Genomic DNA, 16,735 nt, shown 5'->3' with positions numbered 1-16,735 from the left:
GGGCGTGCTCCTTGCGGTGGTGGTGTGGCGGTCAGGACGGCAGAGGCGCGGACCAGACGTCGGCGACGGATGGGTCGTAGCCGTCCCCGGTGTCGCGGAGGCGCACCCGGATCACGCCGTCGCGGGTCTGGTCAGGCAGGTCGACGACGAACTGGTAGCTGACGGTGCCCGCGCCGCTTTCGAGGCGCTGCCAGGAGCGGGCGTGCGCCACCACGCCGTCGACGACGATCTCGTAGTCCTTCAGCTGTGCCTGGTCGTACGTCTCGACGGCGCGCAGCACAAACGGTTGGCCGGGTGCCACGGCGAGGTCGAACTCGAACCAGCCGCCCGGGTAGCTGACGTTGGTGTAGCGGCGGGTCAGCCCGGCCTCGGTGTTGGTACTCGAGTGGGTCGAGGCGGTCAGGTGGTGCGCCTGCTCGGAGGCCGAGTCGCCGAGGTCGACGTGGTCGTACGCGTCCGGCGGCGGATTGGTGAACCGGACCGGGACGGCGAGCGTTCGCCGTTCCGCGTCGGTGACGCCGGTGGCGATGGTGACCTGCGCGGGCCCTTCGGTCACCGCGATCGGTGCGGTGAGGACGGCCGACACGGTGGTCTCCGCGCCGGCGGCGAGGTCGTACCCGGCGGTGGCCGGCGCCGCCCGCCAGCCGTCCGGGCCGGTGGTGGTGAGCTGCCCGGACACCGGCACCGTGGCCCGGTTGCGGAGCAGCGCGGTGACCGTGGTGGTGGCGCCGGGCGCCACGGCGGCGGGGGTCGCGGACGCCGACACGACGACCACCGCCGGAGCGGTGGTGATCGTGCCCGCGACCGGCAGCGTCGCGGTGCCGCCCTCGTGCCGGTAGCTGACGGACCCGTCGACGGAGACGGTCGCCGGGGACTGCCCGGCGGGGATGCGCAGGTCGTAGCGGTGGGCCGCGGTGGCGCCGGGGGCGACGGTGGTGGCCTGGTCGCCAACCGGCGTCGCCGTCCAGCCCTCGGGTACGCGCAGGGTGGAGGTCACCCCGGTCAGCGGCTTCGTGCCGCCGTTGGTGACCGCGACGGTCGCGGGTACGACGTCGCCGGGCAGCCGCTCACCCACCGGCAGGTCGAGCTTGACGACCGCGCCGATCAGGTCCGACGAGGCGGCGGAGAGCAACTGGTCGACCCGGGTGAGCGGGGCGGTGAATCGCTCGGCGTTCGCTGCGGCGACCCGACCCACCTTGACCTGGGTTCGCAGCCAGCGGTCCAGGTCGGCGGCGGTGGCCAGGGCCCGGTGCACGCGGGTGGCGGCGTCGGTGGCGTCGCCGGCCAGGTGCGCGGTGCGCGCCGCGGCGGTCTCGTCGCTGAGCTTCCCGAGCTGGGCGTTCAGGTGCGCGACGACCGGCTGGCCCAGGTCGTCCGCGAGGTCGCCGGTCAGCGTCGCGAGCGCCTGCACCGCGTCGGCGGTGTCGCCGAGCTCGCCGAGCACCCGGTCGACGGCGAAGGAGTAGGAGCCGGATCCGATCTCGTAGACGGCGACGTCGCCGTCCATCCGGACGAACCGCACGCTGTCGGCCGTCACCGCCGGTCGGCCGCCCTCGGTGACCGCGTGCCGGCTGGGCGTGGGGATGCGGACGGTCGCGGTGGTGTTCGCCGGGACGGTGAGGCGAAGCTGCATGTCGCCGCGGGCGTCGAGGCTCCAGTCGCTGCCGATCGTGCCCTGCGCCGACCGGTACGACGCGCGCGCCGAGGTGAGGCCGCCGCCCGGCTGAGGCGCGAAGGTGAGATGGCTGTAGCCGGGGTTGCCGGAGTCGGGTTCGATGCCGGCGACGGTCCGGTACATCCAGTCCCCCACCGCACCGTAGGCGTAGTGGTTGAAGGAGTTCATCGACACGTCGCCGAAGCTGCCGTCCGGCATGACCGAGTTCCAGCGTTCCCAGACGGTGGTGGCGCCCCGGGCGATCTCGTAGCCCCACGACGGGTAGGTGTCGTTGAGCAGCAGCCGGTAGGCGACGTCGAGGTGTCCGGTGTCGCTGAGCGCTGGCAGCAGGTCAGGGGTGCCGAGGAAGCCGGTGGACAGGTGCCAGTCGTGCCGGCGGACGTTGGCGACGAGCTTGTCGGCGGCCTTCGCGCGCAGCGGTGCCGGCAGCAGGTTCATGCCGATGGCCAGCACGTACCCGGTCTGGCTGTCCCCCTGGACGGTGCCGTCGGCCGAGACGTACGTGTCGACGAAGGCCTGGGCGATGTCCGTGGCCAGCGCCGCGTCGCGGGCGGCGTCGGCGTCCCGGCCGATGGCGGCGGCCATCTCGCCCAGCAGCCGGATGCTGTGGGCGTAGTAGGCGGTGCCGATGACCCCCGCGGGCGTCGGGTCGTTGAGGTTGAGCCAGTCCAGGTACGGGCCGGCGTTGGGGCGCCGGTTGCCGGAGCTGGTGCTCTGCAGCCAGGACGCGTACCGCACCATCGACGCGTAGTGCTCCTCGATGACCCGGGTGTCCCCGTAGCGTTGCCACAGCGTGTACGGGACGGTGATGCCAGCGTCGCCCCAGCCGGTCGCGCCGTCGCCGCAGCAGACGCGGGGGGCGACGTCCGGGTACGCCCCGTTGGCCGACTGCCCGTCGCGCAGGTCCCGCAGCCACTTGGTGAGGAACGTCAGGCTGTCCATGTTGAACGTCGCGGTCTCGGCGAAGACGTTGATGTCGCCGGTCCAGCCGAGCCGCTCGTCCCGGGCCGGGGTGTCGGTGGGGATGGACAGGAAGTTGCCGCGCTGGCCCCAGGTGATGTTGCTGTGCAGCTGGTTCACCATTGCGTTGGAGGTCTCGAACTCGCTGGTGAGCGCCCCGTCGGTGTGCATGACCAGGCCGGTGACCGTGGCCAGGGTGGGGGTGCTTGGGTAGCCGGTCAGCTCGACGTATCGGAAGCCGTGGAAGGTGAACGTCGGCTCGTAGACCTCGGCTCCGCCACCGCGCAGGGTGTAGCGGTCGGTGGCCTGGGCCGAACGGAGGTTGGCGGTGTACGCGGTGCCGTCGGGGTTCAGTACCTCGGCGTGCCGAATGCGGACCGTGGTGCCGGCGGGGCCGTCGACCGTCAGCCGAACCTTGCCGACCATGTTCTGGCCGAGGTCGAAGATCCAGGTGCCGGGGGTGGGCTGGGTCAGCGTCCGGGCCGGCAGCTCCTGCACCACCCGCACGGGCGGGTCGGCCTGAGCGACGACCGGGCCGGTGGCGGCGGGGTCGTCCACGGTGGCCGGCGACCAGCCGGCGTCGTCGAAGCCCGGGGTGTCCCAGCCGGCGGGCAGCCGGCGCGCGTCGTACGTCTCGCCGTGGATCAGGTCGCTCTGCAGGAACGGCCCGGGCGTGGCGCGCCAGGAGCCGTCGCTGCGGATCGTCTCGGTGCGCCCGTCGGTGTACTCGACGATCAGTTGCGCGCCGAGGTGGGGCCGGGAGCCGTAGTGGTCGGTGCCGAAGGAGGCGATGGTGCCGGAGTACCAGCCGTCGCCGAGCAGGGCGCCGAGCGCGTTGTCGCCCTGGCGGAGCTGGCGGGTCACGTCGTACGTCTGGTACTGCACTCGCTTGCTGTAGTCGGTCCAGCCGGGCGCCAACTCCTGGTCGCCGACCCGTTGGCCGTTGAGCGAGAGCCGGTAGACGCCGAGCGCGGTGGCGTAGATGCGGGCGCGGGCGATCTCCCCGTCGACGCGGAAGCCGCGACGCAGCAGCGGGTTCGCGTCCAGCGCGGTGAGCATCGCCTCGGTGGTGCCGGTGACCCGCAGCCCGCCGGCCGTGGGGGTGCCGCCGGCGAACGGGTTCTGGCCATCGGTGAGCGGGGCGGTGAAGAGGGTGTCGGTGCCGCGGGTGACGGAGAAGTCGGAGAAGACGCCGGTCTCGGCTCCGTCGGTGCGCAGGCCGACCGAGCCGCCCTGGTGCCGGGTGTCGCGGGTGACGTCGACCTGGGTGCCGTCGACCCAGGTGGTGATGGTGTCGCCGGCGGCGGTGATGCGCAGGGTGTGCGGGGCGGTCAGCTTGTCGGCCGGCACCACCGCGTCGAGGGGCACCTCCTTGAGCACGCTCCACGCCCCGTTGACCCGGGCGTGCGGGCGCAGCTTCGCAGTCCCGCCCGCGATCGAGAACTGCCACATGTAGGCGTTGGTCGGGCCGTGGGCACGCAGGTAGATGCCGGCCGCGTCCCGTTCCACGCGCACCGTGGTCTGCACCGTGTAGTCGGCCCAGGACTCGGTGGGCGACGGCAGCCCGATCCAGTCGGCCCGCCAGCCCTCGGCGCCGCCCAGACCGGTCTCCCAGGAGGCGGGGGCGCTCCAGCCCGAGGCACGGCCCGCGGTGTCCCACACCCGGACCTGCCACAAATAGCGGGTGCGGGGTTGCAGCGCCGGACCGGTGTAGGGCACGAGGGTGCTGCGCCGCGACCTGACCCGGCCGCTGTCCCAGACGTCGGCGTTTTCCAAGCGGGCCTGGCTGGTGGCGACCCGTACCTGGTAGGACTCCTGGATCACTCCCCGGGCGGCGGACTCGATCCGCCAGCCGAGGCGAGGCTGCGCCACGTCCAGGCCGATCGGGTCGGTCGCCCGTTCGGTGGTCAGACCGACCGCCGCGAGCCCCGAAGCGTCCGGCTCGGCGGCGGCCGCCGGAGCCGCCGTCACCACCGTCGGCGTCAGCCCGAGAAGTAGTGCGACGACCGCGGAGAACACGGGTCTGCACCACGTCATGCGCGTCATGGGTCCTCGCCCTTCTGTGCGGCGGTCCGCACCGACGTCGTGGCCGTCCAGCGGCCGGGGGGGATCAGCGGGGCTGGGCGGCGGTGTCGGCGACCGGGCGGAAGCTGGACCGGCCGGAGCCCACCTCGAACACGGCGCGGCCGCCCTGGATCCCGATGAAGGTGGCCTTGCTGGGACCGGCCGCTCGATAGGACTTGCCGTCGATGACCGGCAGGCCGACCCGGGCGGTGACGTTGACCGGCACCTCAAGGTCGACCCGCAGGCCGTCACCGGTGCGCCACCAGTCGAGGCGGACCGGGCCGCGCTGGGTGGGCACGGTACCGGCCGCGTGGTCGAGCCCCACGGCGGGCGGCACTACGTCCACCACGGCCGCGCCCGGGGTGGCGGTGCGGACGCCGAGCAGCGTCTCCTGCACATCGACGGTGGCCTGGGAGCCCCAGCCGTGGGACTGGCTGAAGTTGGTGCCAGGGTCGAGGGTCCAGGCCTCCCAGGTGAAGGTGCCGCCCTGGTCGAGGATGTTCGCCCAGCCGAGGTCGTCCGGGTTGGTCAGCAGCCGCAGCACCGCGTCGGGTCGGCCGGCGTCGGCGAGCGCCCGCAGCAGCCAGTGTGCGGTCATCGGACCCTGCTTCATGCCCATCGCGGCGAGGTGGTCGGCCAGCGCCGGCAGGTCGGCCCGGGGGGCCACGCCGTGGGCGATGGCGTACGAGGTGGCGTGCTGGCCGGCGTGGCCGCTCTGCTCGCCGGTGGCCGACAGCCCGTCGACGTAGGTGCCGTCGGCGCGGCGCAGCTTGGCGTTCATCGCGTGGGTGAGGTCCGCGGCCCGGCCGTCGTACGCGGCAACCTCGGCGGCGGGCCGGCCGAGCGCCTCACCCATGAGGGCGGTGGTCCGCAGCACATCGACACCCTGGGCGTTGATCGTGGTGCGGGCGGCCGCGGACATGTCGTAGCCGAACCGGCCGGGCTCGGGCCAGTCGACGATGCCGTAGCGGTAGGCGCCGCTGCCTCCGGCCAGCTCGGTGACCAGCCCGGCGGTCGGGCCGGTGGCCGGAATGTGGCGCAACACGTAGTCGGCGGTGTCCCGGATGCCGGGGTACGCCTCGGCCAGCAGCGCCCGGTCGCCGGTCTCGGTCCAGTACCGCCACACCCAGTCGACGAACATCAGCGAATAGTCGGGGATGTCCCGCTTGCCGTCGCCGTTGGGGTAGACGGCGTTGTAGCGGCCCCGGTCGTCGCCCGTGGTCCAGTAGCGGGCGGCGGAGCGGACGAACTCGCGGATGGCCTGCTGGGTGGCGTCGCGCTCGCCGAAGGCACCCATGGTCGCATAGGAGATGTTCGCGGCGTCGCCGAGGAACTGGCCCTTCTCCCGGGTGGGCGTGTCGACGAACCCCTCCTGCACGGAGAACAGCGCGGACCGCTTCAGCATCGTCCACACCGCGTCGAGGGTGGCATCCGAGCTGGTGAAGGTGGCTTCCCGGCCCGCGGGGACGTCGGTGTGCACAACGACGGCGGAGATGTCCTCGAGGGCGATGTCCTCACCGGCGTCGGGGATCTCCAGGTAGCGGAAGCCGAGGTGGGTGAACGCCCGGAACTCCTGCGGGCCGTCCTTTTGCAGGTAGGGGAAGCTCATGTTGGTGCCCTGCGACTCCAGGGTGGACGTGGCGACCCGGCCGTCGTCGGTGAGGGTGTAGCCGGCCCGCAGGGTGACGGTGCGGCCGGCCACGCCGGCATCGAACCGTACCGCCGGGCGGGCCGGGATGACGACGCCGAAGTCGACGACCAGCGTGCCGTCGTCGGCGGTGCGCAGCGCGACCGGCGCGACGGTGGTCTCGGCCAGCCGCGTCTCCTGGCCGATCAGGTGCGGGTACGTCGCGTTCGGGTGCGCCCCGACCACCTGGGGCGCGGTGAACGGCGCGATGCTGTCGTCGTAGCCGGGCCGGGTCCAGCCGGTCACCTCGGCGCGGGCGTCCTGCCGCTCGACCCGGTCGCCCTCGCCGTTGCGGCGTTCGGCGCCGGCGACGAACTGGGTGTCCCGGGCGACCCGCCACGATCCGTCGGTGACGAACACCTCCCGGGTGCCGTCGGCGTGCTCGACGACCAGCTTCATCAGCAGACCCCGGTTGCCGGCGGGGCGACCCTGGCCGCTGCCGTACCAGTGGTAGCGCACCCCGATGGCCAGCGGCTCGCCGGCGGTCACCAGATCGGTGACGTCCGCGGCCTGGTAATAGTCCTCGCCCGGGTAGCCGAAGGAGGTGCCCCGGTCGGCGCGCGTGCCGTTCAGGTACAGCTCGTAGGTGTGGTCGGCGGCGGTGTACGCGCGGGCGCGGACCACCGGACTGGCGTTGGGGCGCACCTCGGTGCGGGCCAGGGTGTAGTCGTCGGCTTCGGTGGTGGCGCGGCGGATCCAGCTGGCCCCGTCCCACTGGCTGTCGGAGATGCCCGTCTCAAACGCGCCGGTGCTGGGCGGCGACTGCTGGTCGGTGCGGTCCCAGGTGCGGGCCGTCCACTCGTACGCCGCGCCGCCACGCAGGGCCGGTCCGCCGTACGGCACATAGGACTGCTGGTCGGAGGCGACCTTGCCGGAGTCCCAGATCAGGTCACCACCAGCCGCCGTGACGGTGATCCGGTAGGCGGTCTGGGTCTCCCCCGGGTCGGCGTCACGCGGCAGCCAGCCGAAGCCCGGGCTGCCCTCGACGTTGAGGGGGCGGCTCTGGTCGTCGACCGTCAGCCCGGCCGGCGCCTCCGGCGCGTGGCCGGGGGCGGCCGAGGCCGGTGGCGCACCGGCGAGGACCGTCGCGACGACGGTCGCGGCCGCCGCGATCACCGTCCTCCGGCGCCGGTACAACGGCTGGGGTCCGGAAGTCCAAGATGTCACGGCTGCCTCCGCGCGGTCGTGAATCGTTTCAGGCAGGCTACGTGCAGGCGTGACTCGTGTGAAGAGATCCTTCGTGGCCGGATGCGGACATGAAGGCGGGTGCCGGCCCGCCGGGCGATGACCGCGAGTTGACGGGCACGCCTCAGCGGGCACGGAGTCGACAGGGGTGGAACATCGATCCTTGACATCGACAGCGGCCGAGCTAGCGGAGCCCCGCCACTTCCGTCGGCGTCAGAGCCCGATCGAAGAGGCGCACGTCGGCAATGGCGCCGGTGAAGAGTTCCGCGTATCCGAGGTGGCTGCCGATAGTCAAAGCGTTCGGGCTCGACCCGACGAGAGGTGCGCTGGGCGGCAGCCTCAGCCCCATGTCGGTGACCTTTCCCAGCGTGTTGAGCGTCTGCCCCAGCGGTCGCGCTCGCCCATCGACCACCAGCTGGATCAACTCGTCGCTCCGGTTCACCACCAGCACCACGTGGTGCCACCGGTCGTCGTTGAACCCGCCCTCTCGGCTGAACATCTCCACTGCGCCAACGGCGCCGGGGCGCTGGCCGGCTCCGATACCCACCCCGATGTGACCGGGACCCCCGTGGCCGACGCTGATGAAGTAGCCGGGCGTCCAGATGTAGCTGCCCTTGCTGACGATCCGCCCGATGCCCGGCATCGTGGTGCGCATCCACAGCGAGATGGAGAAGTCGCGTGCGGCGAAGTTCAACTCCGACGCGTTTCCGGCCGTCGCGAACCCGCGCCCGTCGAGCACCAGCGCATGCCCCGAGCCACCGGGCGGGCCACCGGCGTCGCCGCCGGTCCTCGCCGTGCCGTACAAGGTGACTGCGTGGCGGGAGCCGCTCTCATCGGGCGCCGGATTGCTCGCATCGCCGAAGGACCACCGTGCCACCAAGCCGCGGGAGCGCACCGGCAGCGCCAGCGACGGGATTGCCGGGAAAAAGGTCAGATCCTGGCCGAAGTTCTCCATCGCGATGACCTGGTCGCCGCGCAGCCGTACGCGAATTCCGTTGGACCGGTGTCCCAGGTCGATCTCCCGTTCGGGCAGCGGCAATGTGATGGAGATCGCCCTGAGGGCAGGGGCGTTCGCCAGCACCAGCGAGCCGTCCGCGTCGATCGCAGGCGCTGGTCCGTCGGTCACCCTTACCGCAGACCTGTCCACCCAGTGCGGCAGCGGCACCCGGACGGTTCCGCCCTCCTTCGGGGTGACCTTCAGGACCCCCTTCCGCCCATACGGCGACTTGATCGTCGCGTGTGGGGTGACAGCATCGAAGAGGAGCTGCACAGTGAGCACGTCCCCGTCGCGACGCGTCAGTTGGCGGTAGGCCTCACACAGAGAGGCGGTCGCACCGCCCACGATGTCCATGTTGAACGACACAGCGTAGTGCCACTGGGGATGGTGGCCGTACGGCGCAGGAAAACCGAAGGCCCCCTTGGATCGCTGGGGAACATCGCGCACGCTGTCGTCCCACGGCCGCTGCAGGCCCTCGATGAAGTCGGTATCGATGAGCTGGCTGGGCAGTATATGTGCCCGGGTGATGCGATCGGCGTCCGCGAGGCACTCGACGTGCCCGTGCCTGCCGAGGATCAGTGCGATCTCCAGGATGTCCCCGGAGTTGTTCACCTCGCCGCGGTCGGTATTGTCGCCGAGGTTCTCGATCGACCAGCCAATCTCGTCTCGGATGTCGGTCAGCCCGACCTGGTAGTACGCCCACACTCGATCCATCAGTTCCTGGTCGCCGGCGAAGTCGGCTAGCTGAGCCAGTCCGGACAGCGCGCAGGTGATGGAGTGTGTGTGGGTACCGGTGTCGAAGCCGACACCGGTCGGGCCGAAGTGCTCCAGCGCTTTCGTCCGCAGATGCCCGAGCAGTTCCCGAGCTTTGAGGGACTCCTCACCCCTCTCCCGGGTCACGTTCCAGTACTTGGCCAACGGCCCGATGGCACGCGCCATGCCGGTCATGAAGGCCCCACCCCACTCGGCGAGTTCCAAGTCCGGCTGGGCAGCTACGAGCGCCGGGCGGGACCACGCCCGCTGCGGCGTCCAGAACTGATTGATCGCGTCGATCATCCGCTCCATGCGCGCCTGGGCATCCGACGCATCGGCTGGCGAGTGGTGGTAGAGCGCGTAGAGCGCGTGCATGGCCTCTCGGACGTTGTGCGGCAGGAACAGGGACGGTCGCGACGCGCTCAACGACCGCCGCCCCTGAGGCAGCGGGACCTCCCGGCTGAGGCTGAAGTAGGCCGCGTCGCGGTGCCGGGCGATGGACAGATCGTCCACCGGCACGCCGAGCGACCGGGCGGCAAGTAGCGCATTGAGGTGCCGCCCCGGCACGTGGGCCTCCTGGAACTCGGGGCTGAACAGGAAGCGCGCCTGGGCCGCGTCGTAGGGCACCACGTGGTGGCCGAACCATGGAATGTAGTTGTCGTCAGGGTTGAAGACGCTCTGCATGGTGCCGCAGGCGAGGCGGATGGCGGCGATGATGTCGTCGTCGTTGACCGACCTTGCGGCAACGGCCGGTCCGGCCTTGCCCACGAGGGTCGCGCCAGCCGTGCTCAATGCCGTAGCGGCGGTGGCGGCAAGGATGAAGTTGCGGCGCGGCAAGGACCCCGGGATTCTGTCGGACATCGTTTTCCTTGTTCTTTCTGTGTCGTGGTGGGAGACGTGCCGTGCCAGCCGGGCTGCCTTGAGAGCGGTGGTAGGCGCTGATGGGCTAGCGGTTGATGGCCTTGTGTGCGGGCGGCGACCAGGAGTTCAGGGCGGTGCGGTCACGTCGATGGCCATTGAGCCGGCGACGATGCGGCAGAAATCCGCTGTTCGGTGATCCTGCCATCCGGCACCTCGTTGGCATAGGTAGTGCTCGGAGACTTAGCGGGAACATATGCAGCAGCGAGATGAAAGTCAACGGGATGAATGGAAAAAGCCCTTGTCGACTGGCGCTTGAAAAGCCATTGGGTTTCGATGCCCGTCACCGATGACTACGCTGGACCAACGACGTTCGTGCAGCATGACGAGGTGGCTGATGAGCCCGGACAGCACGCCTGCACATCACGAGCGCGTGTTCGCCGCCCCAACGTATGCTCGCAGCCCGGCCCGGCCACCGGAATTCGAACTGCCCGCGGACCGTCTGACGACGCCCATAGTGCTGGACGATGTGACGACGACCCTTCCGCATAGGAGGAACTGACGTCCGTTCGTGAATTGTACGAACAGGTTATTTCCTCGCCGGCTATTCTTCGATGCCCATCCTCCGATCAAAGATCAGGTGCAATATCTGCAGCCGGGGTGCGGTTGCCGGCCTCAGCCCGCCGGGTCGGCCCGCCCGATCCGGGCCGACATGTACGCGTGCGCGTGGGCGGCGAGATCGTCGGGGTCCTCCCACAGGTCCCGCCACACGCCCAACCGGTCGGACAGGTCGGCGGAGACCACCGCCCGGGAGAACGACTCAAACGTCACGGTGCCGCCGTAGCCGACCTGCCGCAGGGCCTGGAAGAGCCCGTCGAGGTCGGCCGACCCGGTGCCCAGGTAGCCCCGGTGCGACTCGCCCACGTGGACGTACCCCAGGTGGTCGCCGCAGTCGGCGACCGCCTGGGCGATCGAGTTCTCCTCGATGTTGGCGTGATAGACGTCGAGATGGACCACGACGTTGCCCGCCCCGACGTCCTTGATTACCTGGACCGCCTGCGCACAGGTGTTGATGACGTTCGACTCGTAACGGTTCACTGCCTCCAAGCCGAGCGTCACGCCCAGGTCGGAGGCCCGCCCGGCCAGCCGGCGCAGGATGGCCACCATCGAGTCACGCCCGCGCGGGTCCATCGGCCGGCCGTACTTGCCGAGCGCGCTGTAGATCACGCCGCCCATGAATCCCCCGCCAAGGCCGGCCGCCACGTCGAGGGCCGCCAGCAACCGCGCCTCGCCGCGGGCGGCGATCTGGGGATCGGGGCTGGAGATGTCCGCGTCGAAGTCGAGGCCCAGCGAGCAGACCCCGGCCAGCCCGTGCTCATCCAGCACGGCGCGGGTGTCGGCGATGTCGACGGCCGCGGGGTCCAGCGCGGGGATCTCCAGCACGTCGTAGCCGGCCCGACGGGCCCGAGCGGCGGCGCTGCGGCGTTCCTCGGGGCTCCAGCCGCCGACGAAGACGGCGGCGTGGATGCCGAGCGGGTTGCGGACGCTCATCGCAGGAACGCCTGGGGAACGCCGCCGTCCACGGGGACGAGCAGACCGGTGGTCAGGGGCAGGGAACCGTCGACGAGAGCGACGACCGCGGCGGCGACGTGTTCCGGCAGCACCTCCTGCTTGAGCAGGGTCCGCTGCGCGTAGTACTCGCCGAGCTTCTCCTCGGGGACGCCGTAGACCGCGGCGCGCTGGGCGCCCCAGCCGCCGGCGAAGATCCCCGACCCGCGCACGACGCCGTCCGGGTTGACGCCGTTGACCCGTACCCCGTCGGGGCCGAGTTCGGCCGCCAGGAGGCGTACCTGGTGTGCCTGCGCGGCCTTCGCCGACGAGTAGGCGATGTTGGCGGGACCGGCGAAGACGGCGTTCTTGCTGGCGATGTAGACGATGTCCCCGCCGTGGGCTTGGGCGCGCAGCACCCGCGCGGCCTCCCGCGAGACGAGGAACGAACCGCGGGCCATCACGTCGAACTGCAGGTCCCACGTCTCGGTGGTGGTCTCCTCCAGCGGCGCCGAGCGGGACAAGCCGGCGTTGTTCACCACGATGTCCAGCCCGCCGAACGAGAGGCAGGCGGCCTCGATCGCCTCCCGCACCGAGGCTTCGTCGGACACGTCGACGCGGACGCAGCCGGCGACGTCCGGGCCGCCGAGTTCCTTCGCGAACTGCCGGGCCCCCTCGTGGTCGAGGTCGACGATCACGACGCAGGCGCCCTTGGCGGCCAGCGCCGTGCAGGTGGCGCGTCCGATCCCGGAGGCGCCGCCGGTGACCAGGGCGACCCGGCCGGCGAGCGCCTTCGGCTTCGGCCGGCGGCGCAGCTTGCGTTCCTCGAGCTCCCAGTACTCGACCCGGAACTTCTCGCTCTCGTCAACCGGGGCGTACGTCGACACGGCCTCCGCTCCGCGCATCACGTTGATCGCGTTGACGTAGAACTCGCCGGCGATGCGGGCGGTCTGCTTGTCTCCGCCGAAGGAGAACATGCCCACGCCCGGGACGAGCACGATGGCCGGGTCGGCACCGCGCATCGGCGGGCTGTCCGGGGTGGCGTGCCGGTGATAGTAGGCGGCGTACTCCTCGCGGTACTCCGCGTGCAGCTCCCGCAGCCGCGTCACCACCTCCTCCAGCGGCGCGTCCGGGGCGGTGTCCAGCAGGAGCGGACGTACCTTCGTGCGCAGGAAGTGGTCCGGGCAGGAGGTGCCTAGCGGCACGAGCCGGTCGAGCGCCTCGCGGCCGAGGAAGTCCAGTACCACCTCGTCGTCCCGGAAGTGGCCGACGACGCGGCTGTCGGTGCCCGCGATGCCGCGCAGGATCGGCGCGAGTTGCGCGGCGCGCGCCCGGCGTTCCGCCTCGGGCAGCGGGCCGCGGTCGGCGCGTACGGCGCCGAACGGCTCGGCCTTGCCGGTGCGCTCGATGAACTCGGCGGCCTCGCGGATGAGCCGCAGCGCCCGCTCCTCGCACTGCTCGCTGGTCGCTCCCCAGGTGGTCAGTCCGTGCCCGCCGAGGACCACGCCCTCGGCCCGCGGCTGGGTCCGGACGATCTCAGCGATCATCTTTCCGAGTTCCCAGCCCGGCCGGATCCACGGCACCCAGCGCACCCGGTCGCCGTAGCACTCCTGCACGAGCCGCTCGCCGTCGGCCGCCGCGGCGAGGGCGATGACGCTGTCCGGGTGCAGGTGGTCGACATGCGTGGCCTCGACCAGGCCGTGCATCGGGGTGTCGATCGACGGTGCGGCCCCGCCCGGGCCGAAGGAGCAGAAGGTGAAGAGGTCGACCATGTCGTCCTCGTGCTCGACCCCCTGGTACCGGTCGTCCAGGCGGCGCAGTCGGTCGAGTTCGAGCACGGCGAGCCCGGGGTAGCGCAGGGTCCCGAGGTCGCCGCCGGATCCCTTGACGTAGAGCAGGGTCGTGGTCTCGCCGGTCGCCGGGTGTACGACCTCCGCCTTGCACGACGAGTTCCCACCGCCGTAGTTGGTCACCGTCGGGTCCGCTCCGAGTTGGTTCGCCCTGTCGAGCATGGCGGTCACCTCGGCGGACACACCGGCGGGAACGTCATCTCGGGTGCTGTTCACGGTCATACCTCAATCTGCTCCGGGGAGATCCTTCGGTCCTGGGTGGTGGTGGTCGGGTGCGGGGAGAGCCAGCCGCGGCGCACGAGCGCGTCGACGAACCGGGCGTATCCCCCGTCGAGCTGGGCCTTCTCGGTGGGGTCCGGCTCGACCGTGCGGGCGAGGGTCACCATCGCGTCGACGGCCGCGGCCAGATCGGAGTGCACGGCGGACGACGCGGCCAGGACGGCTACGCCGAAGGCGCTGGACGCCTCGGCCGGCACCACGAGCGGACGGCCCAGCACGGTGGCCCGGATCCGCAGCCAGGGCAGGCTACGGCTACCGCCGCCGACGGCGCGCACCGCGCCGCGGCTGGCAGCGCCGGCCCCGGCGAGGACGTCGAGGGCCAGCCGTTCGACGTACGCGACGCCGTCGAGCAGCGCGCGGTAGTGCTCGCCTGGGTCGGCGGCCTCGTCGTCGAGCGGGCCGCCGGCGTCGGGCGCGACGAACGGGAACCGCTCGCCGCGGCCCGGCACGGGGTAGCGCAGCGTCCGTGCGGGCCCGTGCGCTGCGGCCGCGAGGTCGAGGGCCGCCAGGTCGGCGTCCGGGAACGCGTTGCGCAGCGCCCCGGCGCCGGCGTTGCTCGCTCCCCCGGCCCACCAGTAGCGGTCCGGCGCGAGGTGGCTGTAGACACCGAGGGCGGAGTCGGCCACGCGGCGCGGAGCGGCCACCTTGACCACCAGCGTGGTGCCGAGCACGCCGACGGTGTCACCAGTCCGCACGGCGCCCGCCGCGATCTGGCCGGTGCATCCGTCGGTCATCCCGAGCACCACCGGTACACCGGCGGCCAGGCCGGTCGCCGACGCGGTGCCCGCCGAGAGGCCGCCGACCGGGGTTCCGGGCGACGCCAGGCGCGGCAGCCTCGATTCCGGGACCTCCGCCGCGTCGAGCAGGTGCGCGGACCAGCGCAGCGTCTGCGGGTCGGCACCGGTCTTGAGCGCGTGGCTGGTGTCGGTGGGAACGTCCTCGCCGGTGAGCCGCGCAACAACGAGGTCGCTGACGTGGCGGTAACGGGGCGCGGGCCGGTGCCGGTGCAGCCACGCGACGCGGGCGAGCGCCGGCGCGGCCGCCACCAGCCCGGGATCGATCCCGACTCCCGGTTGCCCGGCCCGGCGGTCGTTGTACAGCAGGGCCTGCCCGACCGGGGCGAGGTCGTCCGAGCAGGGAACGACGGTGCCGGAGGTCGCGGTTACCGCCACTGCCCGGACCGGGCAGCGCAGGTCGGCGCCGAGCCGGGCGAGGACCGCCACCGCCACGTCGGCGTGGACCGGCGACTGCTCAGCGCGTCCGTTACCGGCCCGCTCCGGCGGCGGAAGTGGTTGCGCCGCCCGCGCCACCACGTTCCCGTCGGGGGTGACCGCGACGGCGCGTACGTCGGCGGTGGCGACGTCCAGGCCGATGACCACCTCGTTCATGCGCGCCGGTCCCCGTCGCCGGGCCGGGTGCCGAGCAGCAGCCGGGGAAGCGTACGTAGGTCGGGGAGGGCGACGTCGGGCTCGGCGAGTTGCTCGGCCGTCGGCTCCGGAGGGGCTTCGCCGCGCAACACCCAGACCGTTCCGAGGCCGAGGGCACGGGCGGGCCGAACGTCGGTGTCGAGGCGGTTGCCGACGTGGACGGCGTTCGCGGGGCTGGTCCCCGCCTCCTTGACCGCCCACTCGAACAGCGCCGGGTCGGGCTTCTCGTGGCCGACCAGCGCGGAGACCGCCCAGACCTGGATGAACGGGGCTACGCCGTCGCGGCGCAGCGCGTCGAGGACGTCGGCTTCCTGGTTGGCCAGCGCTCCGATGCGTACCCGCCCGTGCAGGGCCCGCAGGCAGGGCAGCACGTCGGGGTGGAGAGTGCCCGGCCCGTGCCGCCAGTACCGCCGGGTACGGGCGTGCAGGTCGTCGCGCCGCCGCTCGTCACCGAGGAACTCCGCAGCGAGGGCGCGCCGCAGTGACCCGGACTGCGCTGCCCGGACGCCGTCGTAAACGGCCCGGAACCGGGCCCGGTCGGCCGGCGGACGGCCCTGCTCGGCGAGCAGGTCGTCGAGCGCCGCCAGCACGGCGGTCGCGAAGTTCTCGTCGTCGTAGATCGGGCCCCCGATGTCGAAGAAGACCGCCTGCACGGTGCGCCCGGCGAACGGCGGGTCCGTCCGGGTCATACCGTTTTCCCGGCGAGCAGGGCGCGCCGGGCGACCTCGTCGGCGCGGGAGGCGAGCGCGTTCCCGCCGGCGGCGTCCAGGTAGCGCGGGGTGCCGACGGCGTGGGCCAGCGCGCGGGTGCGGGCGGCCTTCACCGCCATCGCGGTGACCGCCTCGACCTCCTCGGGCGAGCGGCCCAGCGCGACCATGCCGTGGTTGCCGAGCAGCACCAGCCGGGGCGGCGCCCCGTGCCGTTCGGCGTGCTCGGTGATCGAGCGGGCCACGGCGCGACCGAGCGCGAGGCCCGGCTCGTGGTAGTCGACCCAGGCGGGGCGGCCGACCACCACGGCCTCGTCGGGGAAGAGCGGCGCCTGCCACAGCCGTTCCCCCTCGACGATCGAGACGAGCCCGACGATCGCGGTGGGATGGGTGTGGGCGACCCAGGTGGCTCCGCCGGCGTGCACCGCGGCGACGTGAACGAGCGTCTCGATCGAGGCGCGCCGCCCGCGCGGGTCGTCCGCCACGGCCAGCAGCGCGGAGAGTTCGTCCTGCGTGGCGCGGGGGTCGCCGAGGACCCGGGCTGCGGCGTCGAGATCGACGACCACGAAGTCCTCGGGCTTCGCGCGGTCCATCCGGGCGCCGCTCGCCTTGACCACCAGCTCGCCGTCGGCGACGGTCGAGGTGTTGCCTTCGGCGAGGCTGACCAGGTCCCGGGCCGGGTCGCCGATGCGCAGCGTCAGCTCGACCAGCTCGGCGGGGACGGCGCCTGCGTCGCTGCGCACGC

9 protein-coding genes are annotated in these 16,735 nt (G+C 72.2%); all 9 read right to left on the bottom strand.

Annotation, left to right across the window (positions count from 1 at the left end):
* Window positions 1-31 precede the first annotated feature (31 nt).
* Window positions 32-4,654 carry a family 78 glycoside hydrolase catalytic domain gene (locus AB0F68_RS07950; RefSeq protein ID WP_357333718.1) on the bottom strand — a complete coding sequence of 1,541 codons (4,623 nt, stop codon included), beginning with the start codon at window positions 4,652-4,654 and terminating at the stop codon, window positions 32-34.
* A 91-nt stretch (window positions 4,655-4,745) separates the two neighbouring features.
* The gene (locus tag AB0F68_RS07945; protein WP_357333716.1) at window positions 4,746-7,502 is read right to left on the bottom strand and encodes a family 78 glycoside hydrolase catalytic domain; all 2,757 of its coding nucleotides are present in this window, start codon (window positions 7,500-7,502) and stop codon (window positions 4,746-4,748) included.
* Window positions 7,503-7,755: 253 nt separating this feature from the next.
* A complete protein-coding gene (locus AB0F68_RS07940) occupies window positions 7,756-10,182 on the bottom strand; it encodes a LamG domain-containing protein (protein ID WP_357333714.1) in 2,427 nt (808 codons plus the stop codon).
* 140 nt (window positions 10,183-10,322) lie between these two features.
* Window positions 10,323-10,526 carry a hypothetical protein gene (locus AB0F68_RS07935; protein ID WP_357333712.1) on the bottom strand — a complete coding sequence of 68 codons (204 nt, stop codon included), beginning with the start codon at window positions 10,524-10,526 and terminating at the stop codon, window positions 10,323-10,325.
* A gap of 328 nt (window positions 10,527-10,854) precedes the next feature.
* Window positions 10,855-11,730 carry a sugar phosphate isomerase/epimerase family protein gene (locus AB0F68_RS07930; RefSeq protein ID WP_357333710.1) on the bottom strand — a complete coding sequence of 292 codons (876 nt, stop codon included), beginning with the start codon at window positions 11,728-11,730 and terminating at the stop codon, window positions 10,855-10,857.
* Complete coding sequence (gene rhaD, locus AB0F68_RS07925; protein ID WP_357333708.1) at window positions 11,727-13,793, bottom strand: bifunctional rhamnulose-1-phosphate aldolase/short-chain dehydrogenase; 2,067 nt, start codon at window positions 13,791-13,793, stop codon at window positions 11,727-11,729. Before rhaD ends, AB0F68_RS07930 begins: the two co-directional genes overlap by 4 nt.
* Window positions 13,794-13,795: 2 nt before the next feature.
* The gene (locus AB0F68_RS07920) at window positions 13,796-15,244 is read right to left on the bottom strand and encodes an FGGY-family carbohydrate kinase (protein ID WP_357333706.1); all 1,449 of its coding nucleotides are present in this window, start codon (window positions 15,242-15,244) and stop codon (window positions 13,796-13,798) included.
* A complete protein-coding gene (locus AB0F68_RS07915) occupies window positions 15,241-15,972 on the bottom strand; it encodes an HAD family hydrolase (RefSeq protein WP_357333704.1) in 732 nt (243 codons plus the stop codon). The genes AB0F68_RS07920 and AB0F68_RS07915 overlap by 4 nt, the downstream gene beginning before the upstream one ends.
* Complete coding sequence (locus tag AB0F68_RS07910; RefSeq protein ID WP_357333702.1) at window positions 15,969-16,733, bottom strand: class II aldolase/adducin family protein; 765 nt, start codon at window positions 16,731-16,733, stop codon at window positions 15,969-15,971. Before AB0F68_RS07910 ends, AB0F68_RS07915 begins: the two co-directional genes overlap by 4 nt.
* Window positions 16,734-16,735 lie beyond the last annotated feature (2 nt).

Origin of the sequence: Micromonospora sp. NPDC023966 (assembly GCF_040639095.1) — a bacterium.
Lineage (GTDB): Bacteria > Actinomycetota > Actinomycetes > Mycobacteriales > Micromonosporaceae > Micromonospora.
Note: the sequence above shows the minus strand (reverse complement) of the source record. Positions and strands in the feature narration are given on the sequence as shown.

Coding starts and splice junctions, on each gene's coding strand:
- AB0F68_RS07940 (WP_357333714.1), bottom strand. CDS start 10,182: ATGTCCGACAGAATCCCGGGGTCCTTGCCGCGCCGCAACTTCATCCTT.
- AB0F68_RS07930 (WP_357333710.1), bottom strand. CDS start 11,730: ATGAGCGTCCGCAACCCGCTCGGCATCCACGCCGCCGTCTTCGTCGGC.
- AB0F68_RS07920 (WP_357333706.1), bottom strand. CDS start 15,244: ATGAACGAGGTGGTCATCGGCCTGGACGTCGCCACCGCCGACGTACGC.
- AB0F68_RS07915 (WP_357333704.1), bottom strand. CDS start 15,972: ATGACCCGGACGGACCCGCCGTTCGCCGGGCGCACCGTGCAGGCGGTC.